The organism is Amycolatopsis sp. NPDC051102 (assembly GCF_040682815.1).
Classification (GTDB): Bacteria; Actinomycetota; Actinomycetes; order Mycobacteriales; family Pseudonocardiaceae; genus Amycolatopsis.
In genome coordinates, this window is record NZ_JBFBBT010000017.1 from 120,469 (window position 1) to 139,200 (window position 18,732).

Annotated in this window: 18 protein-coding genes; 10 read left to right on the forward strand and 8 right to left on the reverse strand. The window is 71.7% G+C overall.

Annotated elements, in window-relative coordinates:
- The first annotated feature begins 32 nt into the window (after positions 1-32).
- Positions 33-1,559: an amidohydrolase family protein gene (locus AB0M93_RS35090; RefSeq protein ID WP_364281867.1), complete on the forward strand. Its 1,527-nt coding sequence runs from the start codon at positions 33-35 to the stop codon at positions 1,557-1,559.
- A gap of 48 nt (positions 1,560-1,607) precedes the next feature.
- Complete coding sequence (locus tag AB0M93_RS35095; RefSeq protein ID WP_364281870.1) at positions 1,608-2,840, forward strand: glycosyltransferase 87 family protein; 1,233 nt, start codon at positions 1,608-1,610, stop codon at positions 2,838-2,840.
- On the opposite strand, the gene serC is transcribed toward AB0M93_RS35095, so the two are convergent.
- The 6 genes from serC to AB0M93_RS35125 all read right to left on the reverse strand — a co-directional run bounded on the left by serC (position 2,833) and on the right by AB0M93_RS35125 (position 9,146).
- Entirely contained in the window at positions 2,833-3,957 is a 1,125-nt protein-coding gene (serC, locus tag AB0M93_RS35100; protein ID WP_364281873.1) for a phosphoserine transaminase, read from the reverse strand. The genes AB0M93_RS35095 and serC overlap by 8 nt on opposite strands.
- Positions 3,958-4,162: 205 nt before the next feature.
- Positions 4,163-5,503, reverse strand: a complete 1,341-nt coding sequence (locus tag AB0M93_RS35105) for a serine hydrolase domain-containing protein (protein WP_364281876.1) — start codon at positions 5,501-5,503, stop codon at positions 4,163-4,165.
- Positions 5,504-5,726: 223 nt separating this feature from the next.
- Positions 5,727-6,347, reverse strand: a complete 621-nt coding sequence (locus AB0M93_RS35110; protein ID WP_364281879.1) for a response regulator transcription factor — start codon at positions 6,345-6,347, stop codon at positions 5,727-5,729.
- The gene (locus tag AB0M93_RS35115) at positions 6,344-7,504 is read right to left on the reverse strand and encodes a sensor histidine kinase (protein ID WP_364281882.1); all 1,161 of its coding nucleotides are present in this window, start codon (positions 7,502-7,504) and stop codon (positions 6,344-6,346) included. Before AB0M93_RS35115 ends, AB0M93_RS35110 begins: the two co-directional genes overlap by 4 nt.
- A complete protein-coding gene (locus tag AB0M93_RS35120; RefSeq protein ID WP_364281884.1) occupies positions 7,501-8,310 on the reverse strand; it encodes an ABC transporter permease in 810 nt (269 codons plus the stop codon). The genes AB0M93_RS35115 and AB0M93_RS35120 overlap by 4 nt, the downstream gene beginning before the upstream one ends.
- A complete protein-coding gene (locus tag AB0M93_RS35125) occupies positions 8,307-9,146 on the reverse strand; it encodes an ABC transporter ATP-binding protein (protein ID WP_364281887.1) in 840 nt (279 codons plus the stop codon). Before AB0M93_RS35125 ends, AB0M93_RS35120 begins: the two co-directional genes overlap by 4 nt.
- 216 nt (positions 9,147-9,362) lie before the next feature.
- On the opposite strand from AB0M93_RS35125, the gene AB0M93_RS35130 reads away from it, so the two are divergent.
- Both AB0M93_RS35130 and AB0M93_RS35135 read left to right on the forward strand, forming a co-directional pair.
- Positions 9,363-11,057 carry an SDR family oxidoreductase gene (locus AB0M93_RS35130; RefSeq protein WP_364282052.1) on the forward strand — a complete coding sequence of 565 codons (1,695 nt, stop codon included), beginning with the start codon at positions 9,363-9,365 and terminating at the stop codon, positions 11,055-11,057.
- 14 nt (positions 11,058-11,071) lie between these two features.
- Positions 11,072-11,659 carry a TetR/AcrR family transcriptional regulator gene (locus AB0M93_RS35135; protein WP_364282055.1) on the forward strand — a complete coding sequence of 196 codons (588 nt, stop codon included), beginning with the start codon at positions 11,072-11,074 and terminating at the stop codon, positions 11,657-11,659.
- A 24-nt stretch (positions 11,660-11,683) separates the two neighbouring features.
- Here the strand turns inward: AB0M93_RS35135 and AB0M93_RS35140 are convergent, their stop codons facing one another.
- Positions 11,684-12,832, reverse strand: a complete 1,149-nt coding sequence (locus tag AB0M93_RS35140; protein WP_176174616.1) for a citrate synthase 2 — start codon at positions 12,830-12,832, stop codon at positions 11,684-11,686.
- Between the two features lie 290 nt (positions 12,833-13,122).
- Here AB0M93_RS35140 and AB0M93_RS35145 point away from each other — a divergent pair, with 290 nt between their 5' ends.
- From AB0M93_RS35145 to AB0M93_RS35170, 6 genes are read left to right on the forward strand one after another with little or no spacing between them, the layout of a single operon-like run.
- Positions 13,123-13,425: an urease subunit gamma gene (locus tag AB0M93_RS35145; protein WP_020641633.1), complete on the forward strand. Its 303-nt coding sequence runs from the start codon at positions 13,123-13,125 to the stop codon at positions 13,423-13,425.
- A gap of 11 nt (positions 13,426-13,436) precedes the next feature.
- Positions 13,437-13,742 carry an urease subunit beta gene (locus AB0M93_RS35150; protein ID WP_364281890.1) on the forward strand — a complete coding sequence of 102 codons (306 nt, stop codon included), beginning with the start codon at positions 13,437-13,439 and terminating at the stop codon, positions 13,740-13,742.
- Entirely contained in the window at positions 13,742-15,457 is a 1,716-nt protein-coding gene (locus tag AB0M93_RS35155) for an urease subunit alpha (protein ID WP_364281893.1), read from the forward strand. The genes AB0M93_RS35150 and AB0M93_RS35155 overlap by 1 nt, the downstream gene beginning before the upstream one ends.
- Positions 15,457-16,137 carry an urease accessory UreF family protein gene (locus AB0M93_RS35160; RefSeq protein WP_364281896.1) on the forward strand — a complete coding sequence of 227 codons (681 nt, stop codon included), beginning with the start codon at positions 15,457-15,459 and terminating at the stop codon, positions 16,135-16,137. The genes AB0M93_RS35155 and AB0M93_RS35160 overlap by 1 nt, the downstream gene beginning before the upstream one ends.
- Positions 16,127-16,816 carry an urease accessory protein UreG gene (gene ureG / locus AB0M93_RS35165; protein ID WP_364281899.1) on the forward strand — a complete coding sequence of 230 codons (690 nt, stop codon included), beginning with the start codon at positions 16,127-16,129 and terminating at the stop codon, positions 16,814-16,816. Before AB0M93_RS35160 ends, ureG begins: the two co-directional genes overlap by 11 nt.
- On the forward strand, positions 16,813-17,508 hold the full coding sequence (locus AB0M93_RS35170) for an urease accessory protein UreD (protein ID WP_364281902.1): 696 nt from the start codon (positions 16,813-16,815) through the stop codon (positions 17,506-17,508). Before ureG ends, AB0M93_RS35170 begins: the two co-directional genes overlap by 4 nt.
- A gap of 104 nt (positions 17,509-17,612) precedes the next feature.
- Here AB0M93_RS35170 and AB0M93_RS35175 read toward each other — a convergent pair whose 3' ends face one another.
- The gene (locus AB0M93_RS35175; RefSeq protein ID WP_364281905.1) at positions 17,613-18,713 is read right to left on the reverse strand and encodes a lipase family protein; all 1,101 of its coding nucleotides are present in this window, start codon (positions 18,711-18,713) and stop codon (positions 17,613-17,615) included.
- Between the last annotated feature and the right edge of the window lie 19 nt (positions 18,714-18,732).

Here is an 18,732-nt window from a genome sequence, read left to right on the forward strand (position 1 = left end):
GGGGAGGGAGCCGATCGAAGGGCGGGACGGCAGTGCTGCGAATCGAGGCGAACCGGCGCGATTTCCTGCGGTGGCTGGCGACGGCGGGAGCGGGCCTGGCCGCCGCCGGGGTGGCGCCCGCCGTGTTCGCGCAGAAGGCCGCGGCCGCCGGCACCGCCGTGGTGGTGGTGACCGGGGCGACCGTCATCGACGGCACCGACGGCCCGGCCCGGCCGGACTCCGCCGTCGTGCTGGTCGGGGACCGGATCGCCTGGGTCGGCCCGGCGGCCGAGGTGCCGTCGTGCGGGAGCGCCCGCGTCATCGACGGCCGCGGCCGCTACCTCGTGCCCGGCCTGTGGGATATGCACGCCCACGGCATCGACTACGAGGACCTCTGGCCGCCGCTGTTCCTGGCCAACGGCGTCACCGGCATCCGCGAGATGCAGGGGTACGACGAAAACCGCGTCACCCGCGACAAGATCGCCCGGGGCGAGCTGCTCGGCCCGCGGGTCGTCCTGGCCAGCGCGATCATCGACGGTCCGGTGTCGCTGCTCGGCCCGCCGGTCGTCAAGGTCGCCGATGCCGAGGAGGCGCGGGCCGCGGTCCGCACCGCCATCGCCCAGCGCTCGGACTTCGTCAAGGTGTACTTCTACCTGCCGGATGACGCCTTCGCCGCGATCGCCGACGAGTGCCGCCGCCACGGCCTGCCGTTCGCCGGCCACTGGCCCTACCGGATCCGCCTGCTCGACGCCGCCCGGGCCGGGCAGCGCAGTTTCGAGCACCTCTTCGGGCTCCCGATCGCGACGTCGAGCCGCCGGGACGAGTTCCTCGCCCGCCTCGACGCGACGCCGTTCGACCCGCAGGCCCCGCGCGACTTCTTCAACCTGGCCCGCGAGCTCGACCGGCAGGCCGCGCAGGCGTACGCCCCGGCCGTCGCGGCCCAGCACTTCGCCGGCCTCAACGCCTACGGCAGCCGGCTCAGCCCGACGTTCACGGTCAACCGGGTGATCTCGCGGCCCGCCGACGCCTACGCGCACGACTGGCGGCTGAAGTACGTCTCCCAGGACATCCGCGACCTCTGGGCCGACCGGCTGCCGCTGTTCTCCCCGGCCACGCCCGCGCAGGCCGCCCAGCAGGAGGCCTACTTCGAGGCGCAGCTGCGGCTCGTCGGGGAGGCGCACCGCGCCGGCGTCGGGATCCTCGGCGGGACCGACTGCCAGAACCCGTACGTCTTCCCGGGGTTCAGCCTGCACGACGAGCTCGGCTGGCTGGTCGAAGCCGGGCTGAGCCCGCGGCGGGCGCTGCAGGCGGTGACCCGCGACGCGGCGGCGTTCCTCGGCCGGGCACACACCGCCGGGACGATCGCCCCCGGCAAGGACGCCGACCTGGTGCTGCTGGACGCCGACCCGCTCGCCGACATCGGTGCGGTCCGGCGGATCGACACGGTCGTCACCGCCGGCCGCGTGCTCGGCCGCGCCGATCTCGACCGGCTGCTGGCCGACGCCGAGGCCGCGGCGAGCCGCCCGGTCACCGCGGCGAACGCCAGGTCAGTGCGGTTGCCGGTGCACGGCTGCTGCTGAGCCCCGGGTAATCTCGGCCGGTCGAAGACCTGGTTCGAGGGGGACGCGTTGGCTGGGTGGCTTGTCGGGCGGAAGCTGGCTTGGTCGCTCGCGGTGCTCGAAATCGCCGCCGTCGTCCTGGTGCTCGTGCTCAAGCGCTTCGACGGCCTCGACCTCGAGGTCTACCTGGGTGGCGCGAAGGCGCTGGCCGAGCAGGGCTCGCCGTACGACGCCTGGGTGCCGACCACGCACCGGATCCTGCTGCCGTTCACCTACACGCCGTTCGCCGCCGCGGTCTTCCTGCCCGGCACGCTGCTGCCGTTCGCGGTCACGATGAAGCTGGTCAGCATCGCGTCGATCCTGGCGACCGGCGTCGTCGCCTACCTCTACGTGGCGACGCTCAACGGCTCGCTCACCGACGCCTCGAAGGTCCGCGGCCGGACGGTGGCCGCGCTGGTCGCGATCGGCGCCCAGCTCGCCGGCGCGCTGCTCGAACCGGTGCGTTCGACGCTGGGCTTCGGCCAGATCAACGCGCTGCTCATGGTGCTGGTGGTGCTCGACGTCCTGCTGCCCGGCGAGCGGAAGCGGACGAAGGGCCTGCTGATCGGGGTGGCCGCGGCGATCAAGCTCACCCCGGCCGTGTTCGTCGTGTACTTCCTGTTCCGCCGCGACTTCCGCTCGGCCGCGCGGGTGGTCGCCGGGTTCGTGGTGGCCGGGGCGCTGTTGTGGCTGGTCCGGCCGTCGGCGTCCGTCACGTACTGGACGAAGCTCGTCTTCGACGCGGGCCGCATCGGCGGCGTCGACTACGTCGGCAACCAGTCGCTGCACGGCCTGACCGTGCGCGCCGGCCTGCCGGAGATCGTCTGGGTGCTGGCCGCACTGGCCGTGATGGCCCTGGTCGCGGTGGTCATCGTGCGCGCCGCCGAGCCGGTGCTCGGGCTCACCGCCTGTGCGCTCGGCGGGCTGCTGGTGTCGCCGATCTCGTGGACCCACCACTGGACGTGGTGCGTGCCGATCCTGGTGCTCGCCGGCTGGTACGCGTGGCGCTTCGAGCGGGCGGTCCGGTGGGTGGCGGCCGCGGTCGTCGTCGCGGGACTGGCATTGTTCATCGCCGGCCCGATGTGGTTCGCCCCGCGCCCGGCGCCGTCTTTCGGCTGGTGGCTGGCCACCGAGTCCTACGAACTGTTCGGCCTGCTCCTGCTGGTCCTCGCCGCCTTCGGCGCCCGTCGCCTCGGCACGAAGAAGGGGACCCCCACCGCCGAAGCGGTGCAGGTCCCCTCCGCGGAGCCTCAGGTCAGCTGAGCCGCTCGACCACGTACTCGATGGCCTGCGTCAGCTTCGAGACGTCGTCCGGGTCGATGGCCGGGAACAGGCCGACGCGCAGCTGGTTGCGGCCCAGCTTGCGGTACGGCTCGGTGTCGACGATCCCGTTGGCGCGCAGCACCTTCGCCACCGCGGCGGCGTCGACGTCGTCGGAGAAGTCCACCGTGCCGACGACCTGCGAGCGCAGGTCCGGGTCCTTCACGAACGGCGTCGTGTAGCTCGTCTTCTCGGCCCACTCGTACAGCCGCGACGACGAGTCCTTCGTGCGCGAGGTCGTCCACTCCAGGCCACCCTGGCCGTTCATCCATTCGATCTGCTCGGCGAGCAGGAACAGCGTGGCCACGGCCGGGGTGTTGTACGTCTGGTCCTTGCGGGAGTTGTCCAGCGCGGTGGTCAGCGACAGGAACTCGGGGATCCAGCGGTCGCCGCCGCCGATCTCGCCGATCCGCTCGACCGCGGCCGGCGAGGCCAGCGCGATCCAGAGCCCGCCGTCCGCGGCGAAGGACTTCTGCGGCGCGAAGTAGTAGACGTCGAAGTCCTCGGCCTTGACCGGGAGACCGCCGGCGCCGGAGGTGGCGTCGATCGCGACCAGGGCGCCTTCGCTGCCCTCGGGGCGGCGGACCGGCACCGCGACGCCGGTGGACGTCTCGTTGTGCGCCCAGCCGACCAGGTCCGCACCGCTTTCGTAGGCGATGTCCGGCGCGCTGCCCGGCTCCGCCTTGACGACGATCGGGTCGGCCAGGAACGGCGCGCCCTTGGTCACCGTGGCGAACTTCGAGGAGAACTCGCCGTAGGTGAAGTGCTGCGCGCGCTCGCGGACCAGGCCGAAGGCGGCCGCGTCCCAGAACGCCGTGGTGCCGCCGTTGCCGAGGATCACCTCGTAGCCCTCGGGCAGGGAGAACAGCTCGGACAGGCCCGCCCGCACGCGTCCGACGAGGGACTTGACCGGCTTCTGCCGGTGCGACGTGCCGAGGTAGGTGGAGCCGGACTCCGCCAGCGCACTCAGCTGCTCGGCGCGGACCTTCGACGGTCCGCAGCCGAAACGGCCGTCGGCCGGCTTGAGGTCTGCGGGGATGGTCAACTCAGCGTCGGTCATGTGGTCAGTCTCTCAGGTCGGGATAGGGCTGGTGAAGTGGGTATTTCGCGTCCAGCATGTGGAACGCTGGGCCGGTCGGCGCATCGGGGCGGGTCGCCGTGGGGGTAAAAACACGGTTTCCGTCCCGGTGCCGGCCCGGTAGCTTCACGCCGTTGTGAAGGCCCCGCTCACCACCCTGGGGGTGTGAGCGGGGCCCGTCAACCTCTCACCGCCAGTTCTCGACGCCGCCCGGGACCGGCGCGGCCGGGTCGTACGGCGTGCGCGTGAAGATGAACGTCGCCAGGTCGAGGTGCGTGGCGACGCCCTCGGAGTTGCGGCCGACTTCGAGCGTCTCGCCGGCGTAGTAGCCGTCGAGGCCGACGTAGGTGTCCTGGCCGGCCGGGCGGAAGCGCGAGCTGCGCCCGGCGCCTTCGACCGGGGCGAGCTGCAGCAGGCCGTCGGCCAGCAGCCGCAGGTGGTACGGCGTCGGGCCCCAGTGCCAGAGACCGGTCAGGGCGAGCAGCGCCGGGTCGGCGGGGGACGGCAGCCACTCGGCGGGCAGCCGCGGCTCGAGCTCGTCGGTCATGGTGATGAGGTCGAGGCAGAGCTGGGTGATGCCGACGCCGGCGGTCGAGTTGGTGAGCACCAGCGCGCCGGTCCGCGCGGCCGGGTCGACCAGCGTCACGGCCAGGAAGCCGGGCATCGAGCCGGTGTGCCCGGCGAACCGGCGGCCCCGGTGGCGCACGAGCATCAGGCCGAGCCCGAACCCGGTCGTCCAGACGTCGGTGTCGTCGACGGTGACCATGGTCCGCATCTCGTCCACGGTCTCCGGCGCGAGCACGCCGCCGGTGTCACCGCCGAGGAACGCCGTCCAGCGACCGAGGTCCTTCGCCGTCGACCACAGCTGGCCTGCCGGGGCCATCGCACCGGCGTCCGGGCTCGGCTCGGGCAGCAGGACGTCGGCGAAGGGGTGCACGGCGAAGCCGTCGGCGTGCTCGCCGACCGGGTGCGGGGTGGTTCGGGTCATCCCGAGCGGGCCGAGGACCTCCTCGTCGAGCACGGACAGCCAGCCCTTGCCGCGGTGGCGCGCGAGGAGTTCGCCGAGGACGCCGTAGCCGACGTTCGAGTAGTGGAACCGCGCGCCGGGGCGGTGCTTGGTGGCGCCTTCGGCGAGGCTGCCGACGAGCGCGTCCCAGTCGGCGCCGGGGGTGCGTTCCCACCACAGGCCGGGTGATTCGGACGTCAGGCCGGAGGTGTGGGACAGCAGCTGGGCGACGGTCGCGGCGCCGAACGGTGTGCCGGGGACGTGCTTTTCCAGCGGGTCGTTGAGGTCGAGGAGGCCCTCGTCGCGCAGCCGCATGACGGCGGTGGCGACGAGCGTCTTGGTGATCGAGCCGAGCCGGTACTGGGTGTCGGTCCCGGGCTGCCGCTCGCCGACGCGGCCCCGGCCGCCGGACCAGACGATCTCGCCGTCCCGCACCACGGCGGCGACCAGCGACGGAGCCCGGCAGGTGGCCTGCTCGTGCGCGATCCGGCGGAGCAGGGCGTGTTCGGTCGAGGAGAGCATGGAGGCATTCTGCCGCGCGAGCTCTGCCGCAGCAGGTCCTGCCCCCGTGCGCAAAAGGTCGACACGCGTGATCAAAGGGTCGACACGCGTGATTGAAGGGTCGACTCGCGTGATTGAAGGGACGACACGGCGTTGGCGCCGGCTGCGGCCGTGTCGGCTTCCCAATCACGCGTGTCGGCTTTCCAATCACGCGTGTCGACCCTTCCGGCACGGCCGGGTGGGGTCAGCCGAGCAGGTTGCGGGACATCGCCGTCGTGACCGCGGCTGTGCGATCCGAGACGCCGAGCTTGCCGAACACCCGCAGCAGGTGGGTCTTCACCGTGGCCTCGCTGATGTGCAGCGCGCGGCCGATGTCGGCGTTGGTGCCGCCCTTCGCGACCAGCCGCAGCACCTGCACCTCGCGGGCCGACAGCGGCTGCGGTTCGGGGTTGCGGACGCGGTTGACCAGCTTCCCGGCCACCGACGGTGCCAGTACCGTCTCCCCGCGCGCCGCCGCGCGGATCGCGTTCGCCAGCTCCGTGCGGGATGCGTCCTTCAGGAGGTAGCCCGACGCGCCGGCTTCCACCGCACGCAGGATGTCGGCGTCCGTCTCGTACGTGGTGAGCACGACGATCCGGCGGCCGGGCTGCTCGCGCAGGATGCGCCGGGTCGCGCCGACGCCGTCGAGGCCGGGCATCCGCAGGTCCATCAGGACGACGTCGGGCTCGGCGACGCGGTCGAGCGCGACGGCTTCGTCGCCGGAACCCGCTTCGCCGACGACCGTCAGGTCCGCCTCGGCTTCGAGCATGCCGCGGAGCCCTTCGCGGACGACGGGGTGGTCGTCGACCAGCATGACGCGGATCAAGCCGGCACCTCCAGGGTGAGTTCGGTGCCGCTGGGGCCACTGCGGACACTCAGTCTGCCACCGACCTGCTCGGCGCGTGACCGCATGCCGCGCAGGCCGAAACCGGTGGCGTGGTCGGGGGCGAAGCCGGTTCCGTCGTCGCGCACCGACAGCCGGAACGCACCGTCCACAACGGACAGGCGGACCGACACCGCCGACGCCGCCGCGTGCCGCCGGACGTTGTTCAGCGCCTCCTGCGCTCCCCGCAGCAGGACCACCTCGCCTGCCATGCCGATCGACGGCAGGCCATCGTCCACTTCGTACCGAACCGGCACGCCCGTCTCGTCGGCGAGGCGGTCGGCCTGCCGCCGGACGGCGTCGACGAGCGAACCGGCCGCGAGGTCCGCCGGGGCCAGCGCGGCGACCATCGCGCGGGCCTCGGTGAGGTTGTCGCGGGCGGTGCGGGCGGCCAGCTCCGCGTGCCGCCGCGCCGCCGCCGGGTCGGTGTCCAGTTCGGACTCGATGGCCTGGGCGAGGGTGACGATGCTGGTGAACCCCTGGGCCAGGGTGTCGTGGATCTCCCGCGCGAGCCGTTCGCGCTCGGCCGCGGTGCCCGCCTCCCGGGAGAGGCGGGCGACTTCGGCCTGGCTCGCTTCGAGCTTCGCGATCAGGTCCGCGCGGCCCCGGCTCTCCTCGATGACGTGCCCGATGAACTTGCCGCACAGCACGCCGAACACGACCAGGATCGCCGTCATCGGCAGCATGATGTACAGCGTCGGGCCGGTGAGCCCGTCGTTGACGATGGCGGCCGCGGGGTTGGTCAGGATGGCGATGGTGGTGAGGACGGCCGCCGGCCGGAACTCGAGCGTCGAGAACAGCAGCGGGCACGCCATGAAGAGGATGAAGCCGGACGTCCCTTCGGCGACCATCGCGACCCCGACCAGCACCAGCACCAGGACGGCGAACGCCCACCGCTGCGGCAGGGACGAGTCGTCGTCCCGGACCAGCCGGCGGCCCCACAACAGGTAGCTCAGGGCGAGCGCGGTGAGCGCCCCGACCGCGACCGCCGTCCGCAGCGGGTCGCCTCCGTCGAGGAGCACGAGCGTGGTCGTGGCCAGGTAGGCCACCGCGAAGAGGATCTCCCAGAGCCAGTTGAACCGGTCCCAGGCGTCGGTCACTTCGCGTCGGTCCACCGGAAGGTCAGCCGGGCCAGCACCGCTCCCACCACGCACCAGATCCCCAGCACCAGCGCCACCCGCGGCAGTTCCCATGTCCCGGCCATCTCCATCCTCACGGCGCCGTCCGGCAGGAACACCGACCGGAACCCCTGGCAGATCCACTTCAGCGGGAAGAACGACGCGATGTCCACCATAACTTTCGGCAGGTTCGTGATCGGCGAGACGAACACGCCGGAGATGAACTGCAGCACCAGGTACAGCATCTGCACGATGGCGACCGCGCCGTTGGTGGACTTCGCGAGCGAGCTGACCGCGATCCCGAGCAGGGTGCACGAGACGATGCCGAGCGCGAACACCCACAGCAGCGTCAGCCACTTCGCCGGATCGGACGGCAGCCGCAGCCCGAACAGCAGGACGGCGACCACGCTCATCAGCACGGTCTGGGCCAGGCTCGACACCGCGACCAGCACCATCTTGCCGACGAAGTACGACGCCGGCGGCATCGGCGTGCCGCGCAGGCGCTTGAGCGCGCCGGTCTCGCGGTCGGCCGAGACGCCGGTCGCGATGCTGTTGAACGACGTCGACACGATGCCGGAGCCGATCATCCCGGCCGCGAGCAGCTGGCCGGAGGTGACGCCGTCGAGCCGCGTCGGACCGTCCAGGATGGACCCGAGCAGGATCATCAGCACCGCGGGCAGGGAGAAGGTGAAGACCACCTGTTCCTTGTGCCGGAAGAACTGCCGCAGTTCGGTGCCGCCGCGAGCCAGCCCTAGAGATAGTGGGCCGGGCAGCGTAAGGGTCGTCATGCCTTGTCTCCGATCAGGTCCAGGTAGATGTCCTCCAGGCTCGGCCTGGTCACCGTCAGCCCGGCAAGCTCTCGACCCCCAGCCGAGAGTTCGGTGACGAGCTTGGTGGGGTACGCGGTGCGCTCGACGTGCTCGCCGCGTTCGTCGACCCAGCGCACGGTGGCTTCGGCGGCGGCCCGGCCACCGAGGTTCTGCGGGGTGTCCTGGGCGACGATCTCGCCCCGCGCGATGACCGCGACGCGGTCGGCGAGCGCTTCGGCCTCGTCGAGGTAGTGGGTGGTCAGCAGGATGGTGGTGCCTTCGGCGGCGAGGTCGCTGATCAGCGTCCAGAAGTGCCGCCGCGCCTCGGGGTCGAAGCCGGTGGTCGGCTCGTCGAGGAAGAGCAGCTCGGGCCGGCCGATGATGCCGAGTGCGACGTCGACGCGGCGGCGCTGGCCACCGGAGAGCGACTTGACCCGCGCCTTGGCCTTCTCGGTGAGCCCCACCTTGTCGATCACCTCGTCGGGGTCGCGTGGGTGGGGGTAGTACTTCGCGAAGTGCCGGACGGTCTCGGCGACGCTCAGCTCGGCGGCGTCGGTCGCCGTCTGCAGGACGATGCCGAGCCGCGCCCGCCACGCGCGGCCGGCCTTGCCCGGGTCCTCGCCCAGAACGGTGACCTCGCCGGACGTCCGCTGCCGGTGGCCTTCGAGGATCTCGACGGTGGTGGTCTTGCCGGCGCCGTTCGGGCCGAGCAGGGAGAACACCTCGCCCGGGGCGATGTCCAGGTCCAGCCCGGCGACGGCGAGGTGACCGGGGTACTGCTTGCGCAGGCCGCGCACGCTGACTGCTGTGGTCATGGCCCAAGCCTGACCTCCGACGGCGTCGGATCCCACCAACGGGCGGCTGATCCGGCTGTCCACCGTTCGATGGACAAGGGCGGTTTGGTTTCCCGTGGAACCACGAAAACGCTGTCATACAAGCAAAAACCCGCACATCGGGCTTCCGGACACCGCCGCGCGGGTGAACCGTACTGTTGACAGGTTGTCTAACATGACAGAATGTCTCACAAGTGGGTGACCGCCAGCGACGGTGTCCGCCTCTCCGTCACCATCGACGGCCGGAGTGACGGGCCCACAGTCGTGCTCGTGCACGGCTACCCGGACAACAGCTCGATGTGGGACGGGGTAGCCGCCGAATTGCGCGCGAAACACCGCGTCGTCACCTACGACGTCCGTGGCGCGGGACAGTCGGACAAGCCGTCGGGACGCGCGTCCTACCGGCTGGACCAGCTGGCCGACGACCTCCGGGCGGTCGTCGACGCGGTGCAGCCGACGGGCAAGGTGCACCTGGTCGCCCACGACTGGGGCTCGATCCAGACCTGGCACGCCGTCACCGGCGAGGGGCTGCGCGGGCGGATCGCCTCCTACACGTCGCTCTCGGGGCCGAGCCTCGACCACGCCGGCGCGTGGTTCCGCGCGCAGCTGCGCCGCCCGACGCCGAAGCGGCTCAAGAACGCGCTGAGCCAGTTCCTGCACTCGTGGTACATCCTCGCGTTCCAGGTGCCGCTCGTCCCGGACCTGCTGTGGCGCACCGGCCTGCTGGGCAAGCAGATCCAGCGGATGGAACCGGACGCGGCGCCCCCGGAGAAGTCCGACGGCCTGCACGGGCTCGAGCTCTACCGCGCCAACATGTTCACCCGGCTGTCGCGGCCCGCGCCCCGGCCCGCCGACGTCCCGGTGCAGGTGCTGGCCCCGACCGGCGACGCCTACGTCACGACGCCGCTGCAGACCGAGGTCACCCGCTGGGTGCCGGACCTGCGGATCCGCCGGATCGTCGGGACGCACTGGGTGACCCGGGCGCGGCCGGCGGTGGTGGCGGCCGCGGCCGCGGAGCTGATCGAGTACGCCGAGACCGGCACCGAAAACCGCGGGCTGCGCCGGGCCCGCGTGGACGCCGGCCCGTTCGCACACAAGCTCGTCGTCGTCACCGGCGCGGGCAGCGGGATCGGCCGCGCGACCGCGCTCGCGTTCGCCGAGCGCGGCGCCGACGTCGTCATCACCGACATCGACGCGGCCGGCGCCGCGGAAACGCTGAAGCTGCTCGGTGAACACGGCCTCGCCGAGTACACAGTGGACTCTTCGGACGGCGACGCCGTGCACCGCTTCGCCGAGCGGGTCCGCGCCGAACACGGCGTCCCGGACATCGTGGTCAACAACGCCGGGATCGGGATGTCCGGGCCGTTCCTCGACACGTCCGTCAAGGACTGGGAGCGGATCATCGACGTGAACCTCTGGGGCGTGATCCACGGCTGCCGCGCGTTCGCGCCGATGCTCGCCGAGCGCGCAGAAGGCGGCCAGATCGTCAACCTCGCTTCGGCGGCCGCCTACCTGCCGTCGAAGATCCTTTCCGCCTACGCGACGACGAAGTCGGCCGTGCTGACGCTGAGCGTCTGCCTGCGGGCCGAGCTGGCCGCGGACCACATCGGCGTCACGGCGGTGTGCCCCGGCATCGTGAAGACCAACATCACCGACACGACGACGTTCGTCGGGGTGTCCGAAGAGGAGCAGCGACGGCGTCAGCGGTCGAGCTCGAAGCTGTACGCGCGACGCGGGTTCGGGCCCGAAGGCGTCGCCCGGGACATCCTGCGTGCCGTGGAAAAGGATATCGCGATCGCTCCGTCCACTCCGGAGGCGAAGGTCGCGCTGGTCCTTTCGCGACTGACGCCCGGCTTGCTCCGCCAGGCCGCGAAGCTGGACCTGACGCCGTGAGCCGGCCGCGGCGGATGACGCCGCAGGCGCGCCGCGACGACCTGATCCGCGCCGCGCTCGACCTCTTCGGCTCGCGGGCGCCGGAGCTGGTGACCGTGGACGACATCGTCGCGCGCGCCGAAGTGTCGCGGCCGTTGTTCTACCGGTACTTCCCCAGCCTCCGCGAGCTGCAGGAGCAGGCCCTGCGCACGGTCACCGACGGGCTGATCGACGGGCTGGCCGGGCTCGAGGAGGGCCCGCCGGAGGTGCGGCTGCGCGCGGCCGTGCGCGGGCTGGTCGACGTCGCCGACCACTACCGCGCGGGGTACATCGCCCTGCTGCGCAGCGGTTCGGTGATCGCGACGTCGGACACCGACGCGGCGATCGACGAGGTCCGCAACCGCGCGGTGGCGCTGATCCTGGACGCCCTCGGCGTCGAAAACCCCTCACCGCTGCTGTCGCTGACCCTCCGCTGCTGGACCGCCGTCGTCGAGGGCGCGCTGCTGAGCTGGCTGCAGGAACGCAGCGTCGCGCGGGAAGACCTGGACGGCTGGCTCGTCGACCAGCTCACGGCCATGCTCCGCACCACCGCCGCCCACGACAGAAGCGGCACTTTCACGTGAAAGTGCCGCTTCTGCGGTAGTGCGTCAGTGCTTGGTGACGAGCTCCCAGCCCTCGACGTCCTCGGGGCTGCGCGGCGCCGGGCCGACGTACTTGGCCGACGGCCGCACCAGGCGTCCGGTCCGCTTCTGCTCCAGGATGTGCGCGGCCCAGCCGGCGGTGCGGGCCGAGCTGAACATCGCGGGCATCATGTGCGGCGGAACCTGGGCGAAGTCCAGGATGACCGCGGCCCAGAACTCGACGTTGGTCTCGATCGGGTGATCCGGGCGCCGCTCGCGCAGCTCCTTCAGCGCGGCCTGCTCCAGCGCCGCGGCCGCCTCGTAGCGGGTCGCGCCGAGCTCCTGGCAGGTGCGGCGCAGCACGCGCGCCCGCGGGTCCTCGGCGCGGTAGACGCGGTGGCCGAAGCCCATCAGGCGTTCCTTGCGGTCGAGGATGCCCTTGACCAGGCCCGCCGGATCGCCGGTGCGTTCGACTTCTTCGATCATCGGCAGCACGCGCGCCGGGGCACCGCCGTGCAGCGGACCGGACATCGCGCCGATCGCGCCCGACATGGCCGCCGCGACGTCCGCCCCGGTGGAGGCGATGACGCGGGCGGTGAAGGTCGACGCGTTGAGGCCGTGCTCGGCGGCCGACACCCAGTAGGCGTCCAGGGCCTTGACGTGCGCGGGGTCCGGCTCGCCGCGCCAGCGGATCAGGAACCGCTCGGTGATCGAGTGGGCCTCGTCGACGCGGGTCTGCGGGACGGCGGGCTGGCCGATGCCGCGCGCCGACTGGGCGACGTAGGACAGCGCCATCACCGAGGCGCGGGCCAGCTGCTCGCGGGCCTCTTCGTCGGTGATGTCCAGCAGCGGGCGGTAGCCCCAGATCGGGGCGAGCATGGCCAGCGCGGCCTGGACGTCGACCCGGACGTCGCCGGTGTGCACCGGCAGCGGGAACGGCTCGGCGGGCGGGAGGCCGTGACCGAACCGGCCGTCCACGAGGAGGCCCCAGACGTCGCCGAAGGTCACCTTGCCGGCGAGGTCCTCGATGTCGACGCCGCGGTAGCGCAGGGCACCGCCGTCCCGGTCGGGTTCGGCGATTTCGGTGTGGAAGGCGACAACGCCTTCCAGACCCGGTCGGAAGCCGTCGTCGGGTTGGCCGGACGGCTGTGGCTTGCTGATCGTGGAGGTAGTCACTGTTTCGCGGAACCTTTCGGTGCGCTTTTCCCCGGCTGGTTGGTGCTGGTCGCGCGGTTGGGACAGAGCGCACTGAACGCGCGCCACATCGCACGGATGGATAGACCTTGCTCTCTTGACGGGCGGGTGGCAATCGAAAGATACGGTGGTTTCGGTCACGATTACGAGAACGATTCAGTCACCGAAGCCCGGGGGCCGGAGAATTTTTCGCCACGGAGTGTGACGAAGCCCAGGTAAATCCTGTGTTTCCGAACCAGGCGCCTGCGCGTTTCGGGTGATAGACCTAGCGCATGCACCTCAGCCCGCAGGAGCGCGACAAGTTGCTCATCCACGTGGCGGCCGACGTCGCGCGGAAGCGGCTGGACCGCGGCGTCCGGCTCAACTACCCGGAGGCGGTCGCGCTGATCACCGACCACGTCCTCGAAGGCGCCCGCGACGGGCGGACGGTCAGCGAGCTCGTGGCCAGCGGGCGGACCGTGCTCTCCCGCGCGCAGGTGCTCGACGGCGTGCCCGAGATGGTCGACTCCGTGCAGGTCGAGGCCACTTTTCCGGACGGCACGAAGCTCGTCACCGTGCATGACCCGATCGTGTGAGGAGCAGCGGCATGCGCCCTGGCGAGATCATTCCCGGTGACACGCCGGTCGAGCTGAACCCCGGCCGCGCGCGCGTCCGGCTGCTGGTGCGGAACCTCGGCGACCGGCCGGTGCAGGTCGGCTCGCACTACCACTTCGCGGCCGTGAATCCCGGTCTCGAATTCGACCGCGAGGCCGCCCGCGGCCACCGGCTCGACGTCCCGGCCGGGACGTCGGTGCGGTTCGAGCCGGGCGTCGAACGGGAAGTCGACCTTGTTCCCCTGGCCGGCGCGCGGCGGGTGCCGGGGCTGCGGTCCGAATTCTCGGGAGAGTTCTGATGCCGCAGATCGACCGCGAGCGCTACGCCGAACTGTTCGGCCCGACCACCGGCGACCGGATCCGGCTCGCCGACACCGACCTGCTGATCGAGGTCACCGAGGATCGTTCGATAGGGCCCTCCGGCTCCGGCGACGAGGTCCTCTTCGGCGGCGGCAAGGTCATCCGCGAGTCCATGGGCCAGGGGATGGCGACCCGGGCCGAAGGCGCGCCCGACCTGGTCATCACCGGTGCGGTGATCCTCGACCACTGGGGTGTCGTCAAGGCCGACGTCGGCGTGCGCGACGGCCGGATCGTCGGCATCGGCAAGGCGGGCAACCCGGACACGATGGACGGCGTCGACGCAGGCCTGGTCATCGGGCCGTCGACGGAAGTGCTGTCCGGCAACGGCAAGATCCTCACCGCCGGCGGCATCGACTGCCACGTCCACTTCATCTGCCCGCAGCTCGTCGACACGGCTCTGGCCGCCGGGCTGACCACTTTGGTCGGTGGCGGCACCGGCCCGAACGAGGGCACGAAGGCCACGACCGTCACGCCCGGCGCGTGGAACCTCGGCCGGATGCTGTCCGCGATGGACGGTTACCCGGTCAACGTCCTGTTACTGGGCAAGGGGAACACCGTCCGGCACGACGCGTTGCGCGAGCAGCTCGCCGCGGGTGCGGGCGGGTTCAAGCTGCACGAGGACTGGGGCACCACGCCGGCCGCCATCGACGCGTGCCTGACCGTCGCCGACGAAGCCGGCGTCCAGGTCGCGATCCACACCGACACGCTGAACGAGGCCGGCTTCCTGGAGTCCACTGTGGATGCCATCGGTGGCCGCTCGATCAACGCGTACCACACCGAAGGCGCCGGCGGCGGGCACGCGCCGGACATCATCCAGGTCGTCTCGCTGCCGAACGTGCTGCCGTCGTCGACCAACCCGACCCGCCCGCACACGGCCAACACCCTGGACGAGCACCTCGACATGCTGGTGGTCTGCCACCACCTCAACCCGTCGGTGCCCGAGGACCTCGCCTTCGCCGAGAGCCGGATCCGGCCGACGACGATCGCCGCCGAGGACGTGCTGCACGACATGGGCGCGATCTCGATGATGAGCTCCGACTCGCAGGCGATGGGCCGGATCGGCGAGGTCATCATCCGGACCTGGCAGACCGCGCACGTGATGAAACGCCGCCGCGGCGCTCTCCCCGGCGACGGCGCGGCCGACAACCTGCGTGCGCGTCGCTATGTCGCCAAATACACGATCAACCCGGCCATCGCGCACGGCATGGAGACCGAAATCGGCTCGGTCGAGGTCGGCAAGCTCGCCGACCTCGTGCTGTGGGAGCCGAAGTTCTTCGGCGTCCGCCCGCACGTGGTGCTGAAGGGCGGCTTCCCGGCGTGGGCGGCGATGGGCGACGCGAACGCGTCCATCCCGACGCCGCAGCCGGTCATGGCGCGGCCGATGTTCGGCGCGTCGATCGGGGCCGCGCTGAGCCTCCACTTCGTCGCGCCGTCTGCTTTGGACAGTGGGCTGCGGGAGAAGTTCGGCATCACGCGGCCGCTGGTCGCGGTGTCGAACATGCGCGCGCGGACCAAGGCGGACATGGTGCTCAACGACACGACGCCGGACGTCCGCGTCGAGCCGGACAGCTTCGCGGTGCACGTCGACGGCGAGCTGATCGAGCCGCAGCCGGTGACGGAACTGCCGATGGCCCAGCGGTACTTCCTGTTCTGATGGACCTTTCGGCGCTGATCCTCGCGGACTCCCGCTTCCCCGGCGGCGGCCACGTCCACAGTGGCGGGCTGGAAGAGGTCGTGGCGCGAAAGCTGGTGACTTCGGTGCGGGACCTGCCCGGATTCCTTTCCGGACGGCTGCGGACGGCGGGCTACCTGGCGGCGGTTTTCGCGGCTGCTTCGGCGCATGCCGCCGCGCGATCTGTCCAACCCGGACATTGGTCGCGTTTGGACGCCGAACTGGATGCGCGGACGCCGTCGCTCGCGCAGCGGGAGGCGTCCCGGGCGCAGGGGCGGGGAACAGCGCGGGCCGGGCGGATCGCGTGGCCTTCTCCCGTCTTGGACTCGCTGCTGGCCGAGACGCCGCGGCCGCACCATCCGATCGTGCTGGGCGCGCTGTCCGGTGTCGCGGGTGGTTCGCCGTACGACGCCGCGATGGCGGCCGCGTACCTGTCGGTCAGTGGCCCGGCGAGTGCCGCGGTGCGATTGCTCGGGCTGGACCCCTTTGCCGTCAATGCCGTGGTTGCGCGGCTCGATCTGAGCTCGGTGTGCGAGGCTGCCGCCGCGGTGGCGGGCGACGATCCCGCGTCACTGCCCTCGCCGGGTTCGCCCGCGTTGGATCTGTTCGCCGAGGCCCACGCCCGGCACCACCAGGAAGAGGTGCGTCTCTTTGCCAGCTGAAGGCCACGGTCACGGGCACTTCCACGAGGTCAACTTCGACCCGACGGCCGCCGATCCCGACCACTACGACGCGGCGCCCACCGCGGGCCGCGCCTACCGGATCGGTATCGGCGGCCCGGTCGGCTCGGGCAAGACGGCGTTGACCGCGGCGCTCTGCCGCGCCCTCGGTGACGAGATCAACCTCGCCGTCGTCACGAACGACATCTACACGACCGAGGACGCGGACTTCCTGCGCCGCGCGGGCGTGCTGGACCCGGAGCGGATCGAGGCCGTGCAGACGGGCGCATGCCCGCACACGGCGATCCGCGACGACATCACCGCGAACCTCGACGCCGTCGAGCGGCTGGAGGAGAAGTTCCCCGGCCTCGACTTGGTCATCATCGAGAGCGGCGGCGACAACCTGACGGCGGTGTTCAGCCGCGGCCTGGCGGACAGCCAGATCTTCGTGGTGGACGTCGCGGGCGGCGACAAGGTGCCGCGCAAGGGCGGCCCCGGCGTCACGACGGCGGACCTGCTGGTGATCAACAAGATCGACATCGCACACCTGGTCGGCGCGGACATGGCCGTGATGACGTCGGACGCGCACCGGATGCGGGGTGCGCTGCCGGTGATCACCCAGTCGCTTGTGGACACTCCGGACGCGCCCGAGGTGGCCGGCTGGGTCCGTTCCCTGCTGTGAAGGCCCACGCCCGGTTGACCGCGTGCTTCGACGGCTCGCGCACGGTGTTGCGGGAGCTGCGCTCGATGGCGCCGTTGACGTTGTTCCCGCGCCGCCGTTCGGGCTCGACGGCCGTGGTGCACCTGGTCAACTCGGCGACTTCGCCGCTGGGTGGGGACGATCTGCTGCTCACCGTCCGCGTTGGGCCGGGCGCTTCGCTCCGGTTGTCGGGGGTGGCGGCTACGTTGGCCCTGCCGGGCCTGCATGGTGAGTCGTCTTTGTCTACTGTGGACGTCGTGGTGGAGCCGGGCGGCTCGCTGGAGTACCTGCCGGAGCCGACGGTGGTCACCGCGCGGGCCCGGCACAATGCGGTCTTCCGGGCTTCGCTGGCTTCGGATGCTTATCTGCACACGCGGGAGGTACTGGTGCTGGGCCGGGCCGGGGAGAAGCCGGGTTCGCTGACGACTTCGCTGTCGGTCACGCGGGGTTCGGTGCCGGTGGTGCGTCAGACGCTTTCGGTCGGGGACCCGGCTTCGGACGGGAGCCTGGCCGTGCTGGCGGGGCGCCGGGTGCTGGTCACGGACCTGGAGGTCGGCGGTGCGGAACAGCCGGCGGCGTCGGGTGAGTGGTGGTCCCGCAGCCCGCTCGCCGCGGGTGGCACGCTCACGACTTCCCTGGCGCCGGACGCCGTCACCGCGCTGCGGCCGTTCTGAGCAGCCCCCGTTTTCCACGCTACCGGGAGGGGACGACAGTTTCGGGTGGATCGCGCCGCTCGCCGGGGAGGACCCCCTGCGTCCGTCCCCGGCGAGCGGAACTCTCAGAACTTCGTGCCCAGCCAGGTCATCGCCACCGGGCCGCCGATCGAGACCCCGCCGATGTGCTCCAGCAGCGGGAACTCCTGCCACGTCACCTTCGCGCCCAGCGCCGTCCAGCGGTCGCGCAAGGCCGTCCCGACGCTGAACGGGATCAGCTCGTCCAGCGTCCCGTGGTACAGGTACACCGGTGGCTTCGGCGCGGTCGTGCCCAGGTAGTTCTCGGCCAGCCGGGCCTGCCACTGCGGCTCGTGGATCGGGTCCGGCACCGTCACGAAGTCCTGCAGGTGCGCGAACGGCGCCGCCGCGCCCAGCTCGATCGTGCACGCCTGCGACACGCGCGCCACCGCCTCGCGGCCGCGGTCGTTCAGGATCGAGGCGAACGGGACGTCGGGGTACGCCGCCGCGAAGCCCGTGGCCGCGCCGAGGACCAGGCCGAACGCCGCGCCGCCGTCGTTGGCGGCGAACACCGCGTTCAGGTCGGCCGGGACGCCGCCCGCCGCCACGCCGACCACGTTCAGCGAAGGCGCGTACGTGGCCTGCAGCTCGGCCGCCCACGCCGCGGCCTGGCCGCCCTGCGAGTAGCCGAACACGCCCACGGGACCGGACGGCGACAGGTCGGCACCGGGCACCCCGGCGGCGGCGCGCGCCGCGTCGAGCACCGCGCGGCCTTCGGACTGCCCGACCGCGTACGTGTGCGTGCCCGGCGTGCCGAGTCCTTCGTAGTCGGTGACGACGACCGCCCAGCCCTGCGTCAACGCCTGCGCCAGCAACGCGCTTTCGTTCTCGATGCCGTGGGCCAGGAGGTTCGAGGGCGCGCACTGGTCGCCGAGGCCGTGCGTGCCGACCGCGTACGTGATCAGCGGGCGGGGGCCGCCGCGCAGCCACGGCGCCGGCGGCACCAGCAGCGTGCCGGAGACGGCGTTCGGCGCGCCGGTCGCCGACGTCGAGCGGTAGACGAGGTGCCAGGCCTTGACCGGGGCCGGGAAGGGGCCGACGAACACCGTCGTCGGCTGCTGTTCCAAGAGGACACCCGGTTCGGCGTGTGCCGTGGGGGCGGCTGTCACGAACAGGAGCGTGACAGCGACCAGTAACCGACGAAGCATCGTTGCCTCCGGTTGTGTG

Excerpts from the sequence above, each read along its gene's own strand:
- AB0M93_RS35135 (WP_364282055.1), top strand. The coding sequence starts at position 11,072 with ATGACGCCGCAGGCGCGCCGCGACGACCTGATCCGCGCCGCGCTCGAC.
- AB0M93_RS35150 (WP_364281890.1), top strand. The coding sequence starts at position 13,437 with ATGCGCCCTGGCGAGATCATTCCCGGTGACACGCCGGTCGAGCTGAAC.
- AB0M93_RS35125 (WP_364281887.1), bottom strand. The coding sequence starts at position 9,146 with ATGACCACAGCAGTCAGCGTGCGCGGCCTGCGCAAGCAGTACCCCGGT.
- serC (WP_364281873.1), bottom strand. The coding sequence starts at position 3,957 with ATGACCGACGCTGAGTTGACCATCCCCGCAGACCTCAAGCCGGCCGAC.
- AB0M93_RS35120 (WP_364281884.1), bottom strand. The coding sequence starts at position 8,310 with ATGACGACCCTTACGCTGCCCGGCCCACTATCTCTAGGGCTGGCTCGC.
- AB0M93_RS35175 (WP_364281905.1), bottom strand. The coding sequence starts at position 18,713 with ATGCTTCGTCGGTTACTGGTCGCTGTCACGCTCCTGTTCGTGACAGCC.
- AB0M93_RS35145 (WP_020641633.1), top strand. The coding sequence starts at position 13,123 with ATGCACCTCAGCCCGCAGGAGCGCGACAAGTTGCTCATCCACGTGGCG.
- AB0M93_RS35160 (WP_364281896.1), top strand. The coding sequence starts at position 15,457 with ATGGACCTTTCGGCGCTGATCCTCGCGGACTCCCGCTTCCCCGGCGGC.
- AB0M93_RS35155 (WP_364281893.1), top strand. The coding sequence starts at position 13,742 with ATGCCGCAGATCGACCGCGAGCGCTACGCCGAACTGTTCGGCCCGACC.
- AB0M93_RS35105 (WP_364281876.1), bottom strand. The coding sequence starts at position 5,503 with ATGCTCTCCTCGACCGAACACGCCCTGCTCCGCCGGATCGCGCACGAG.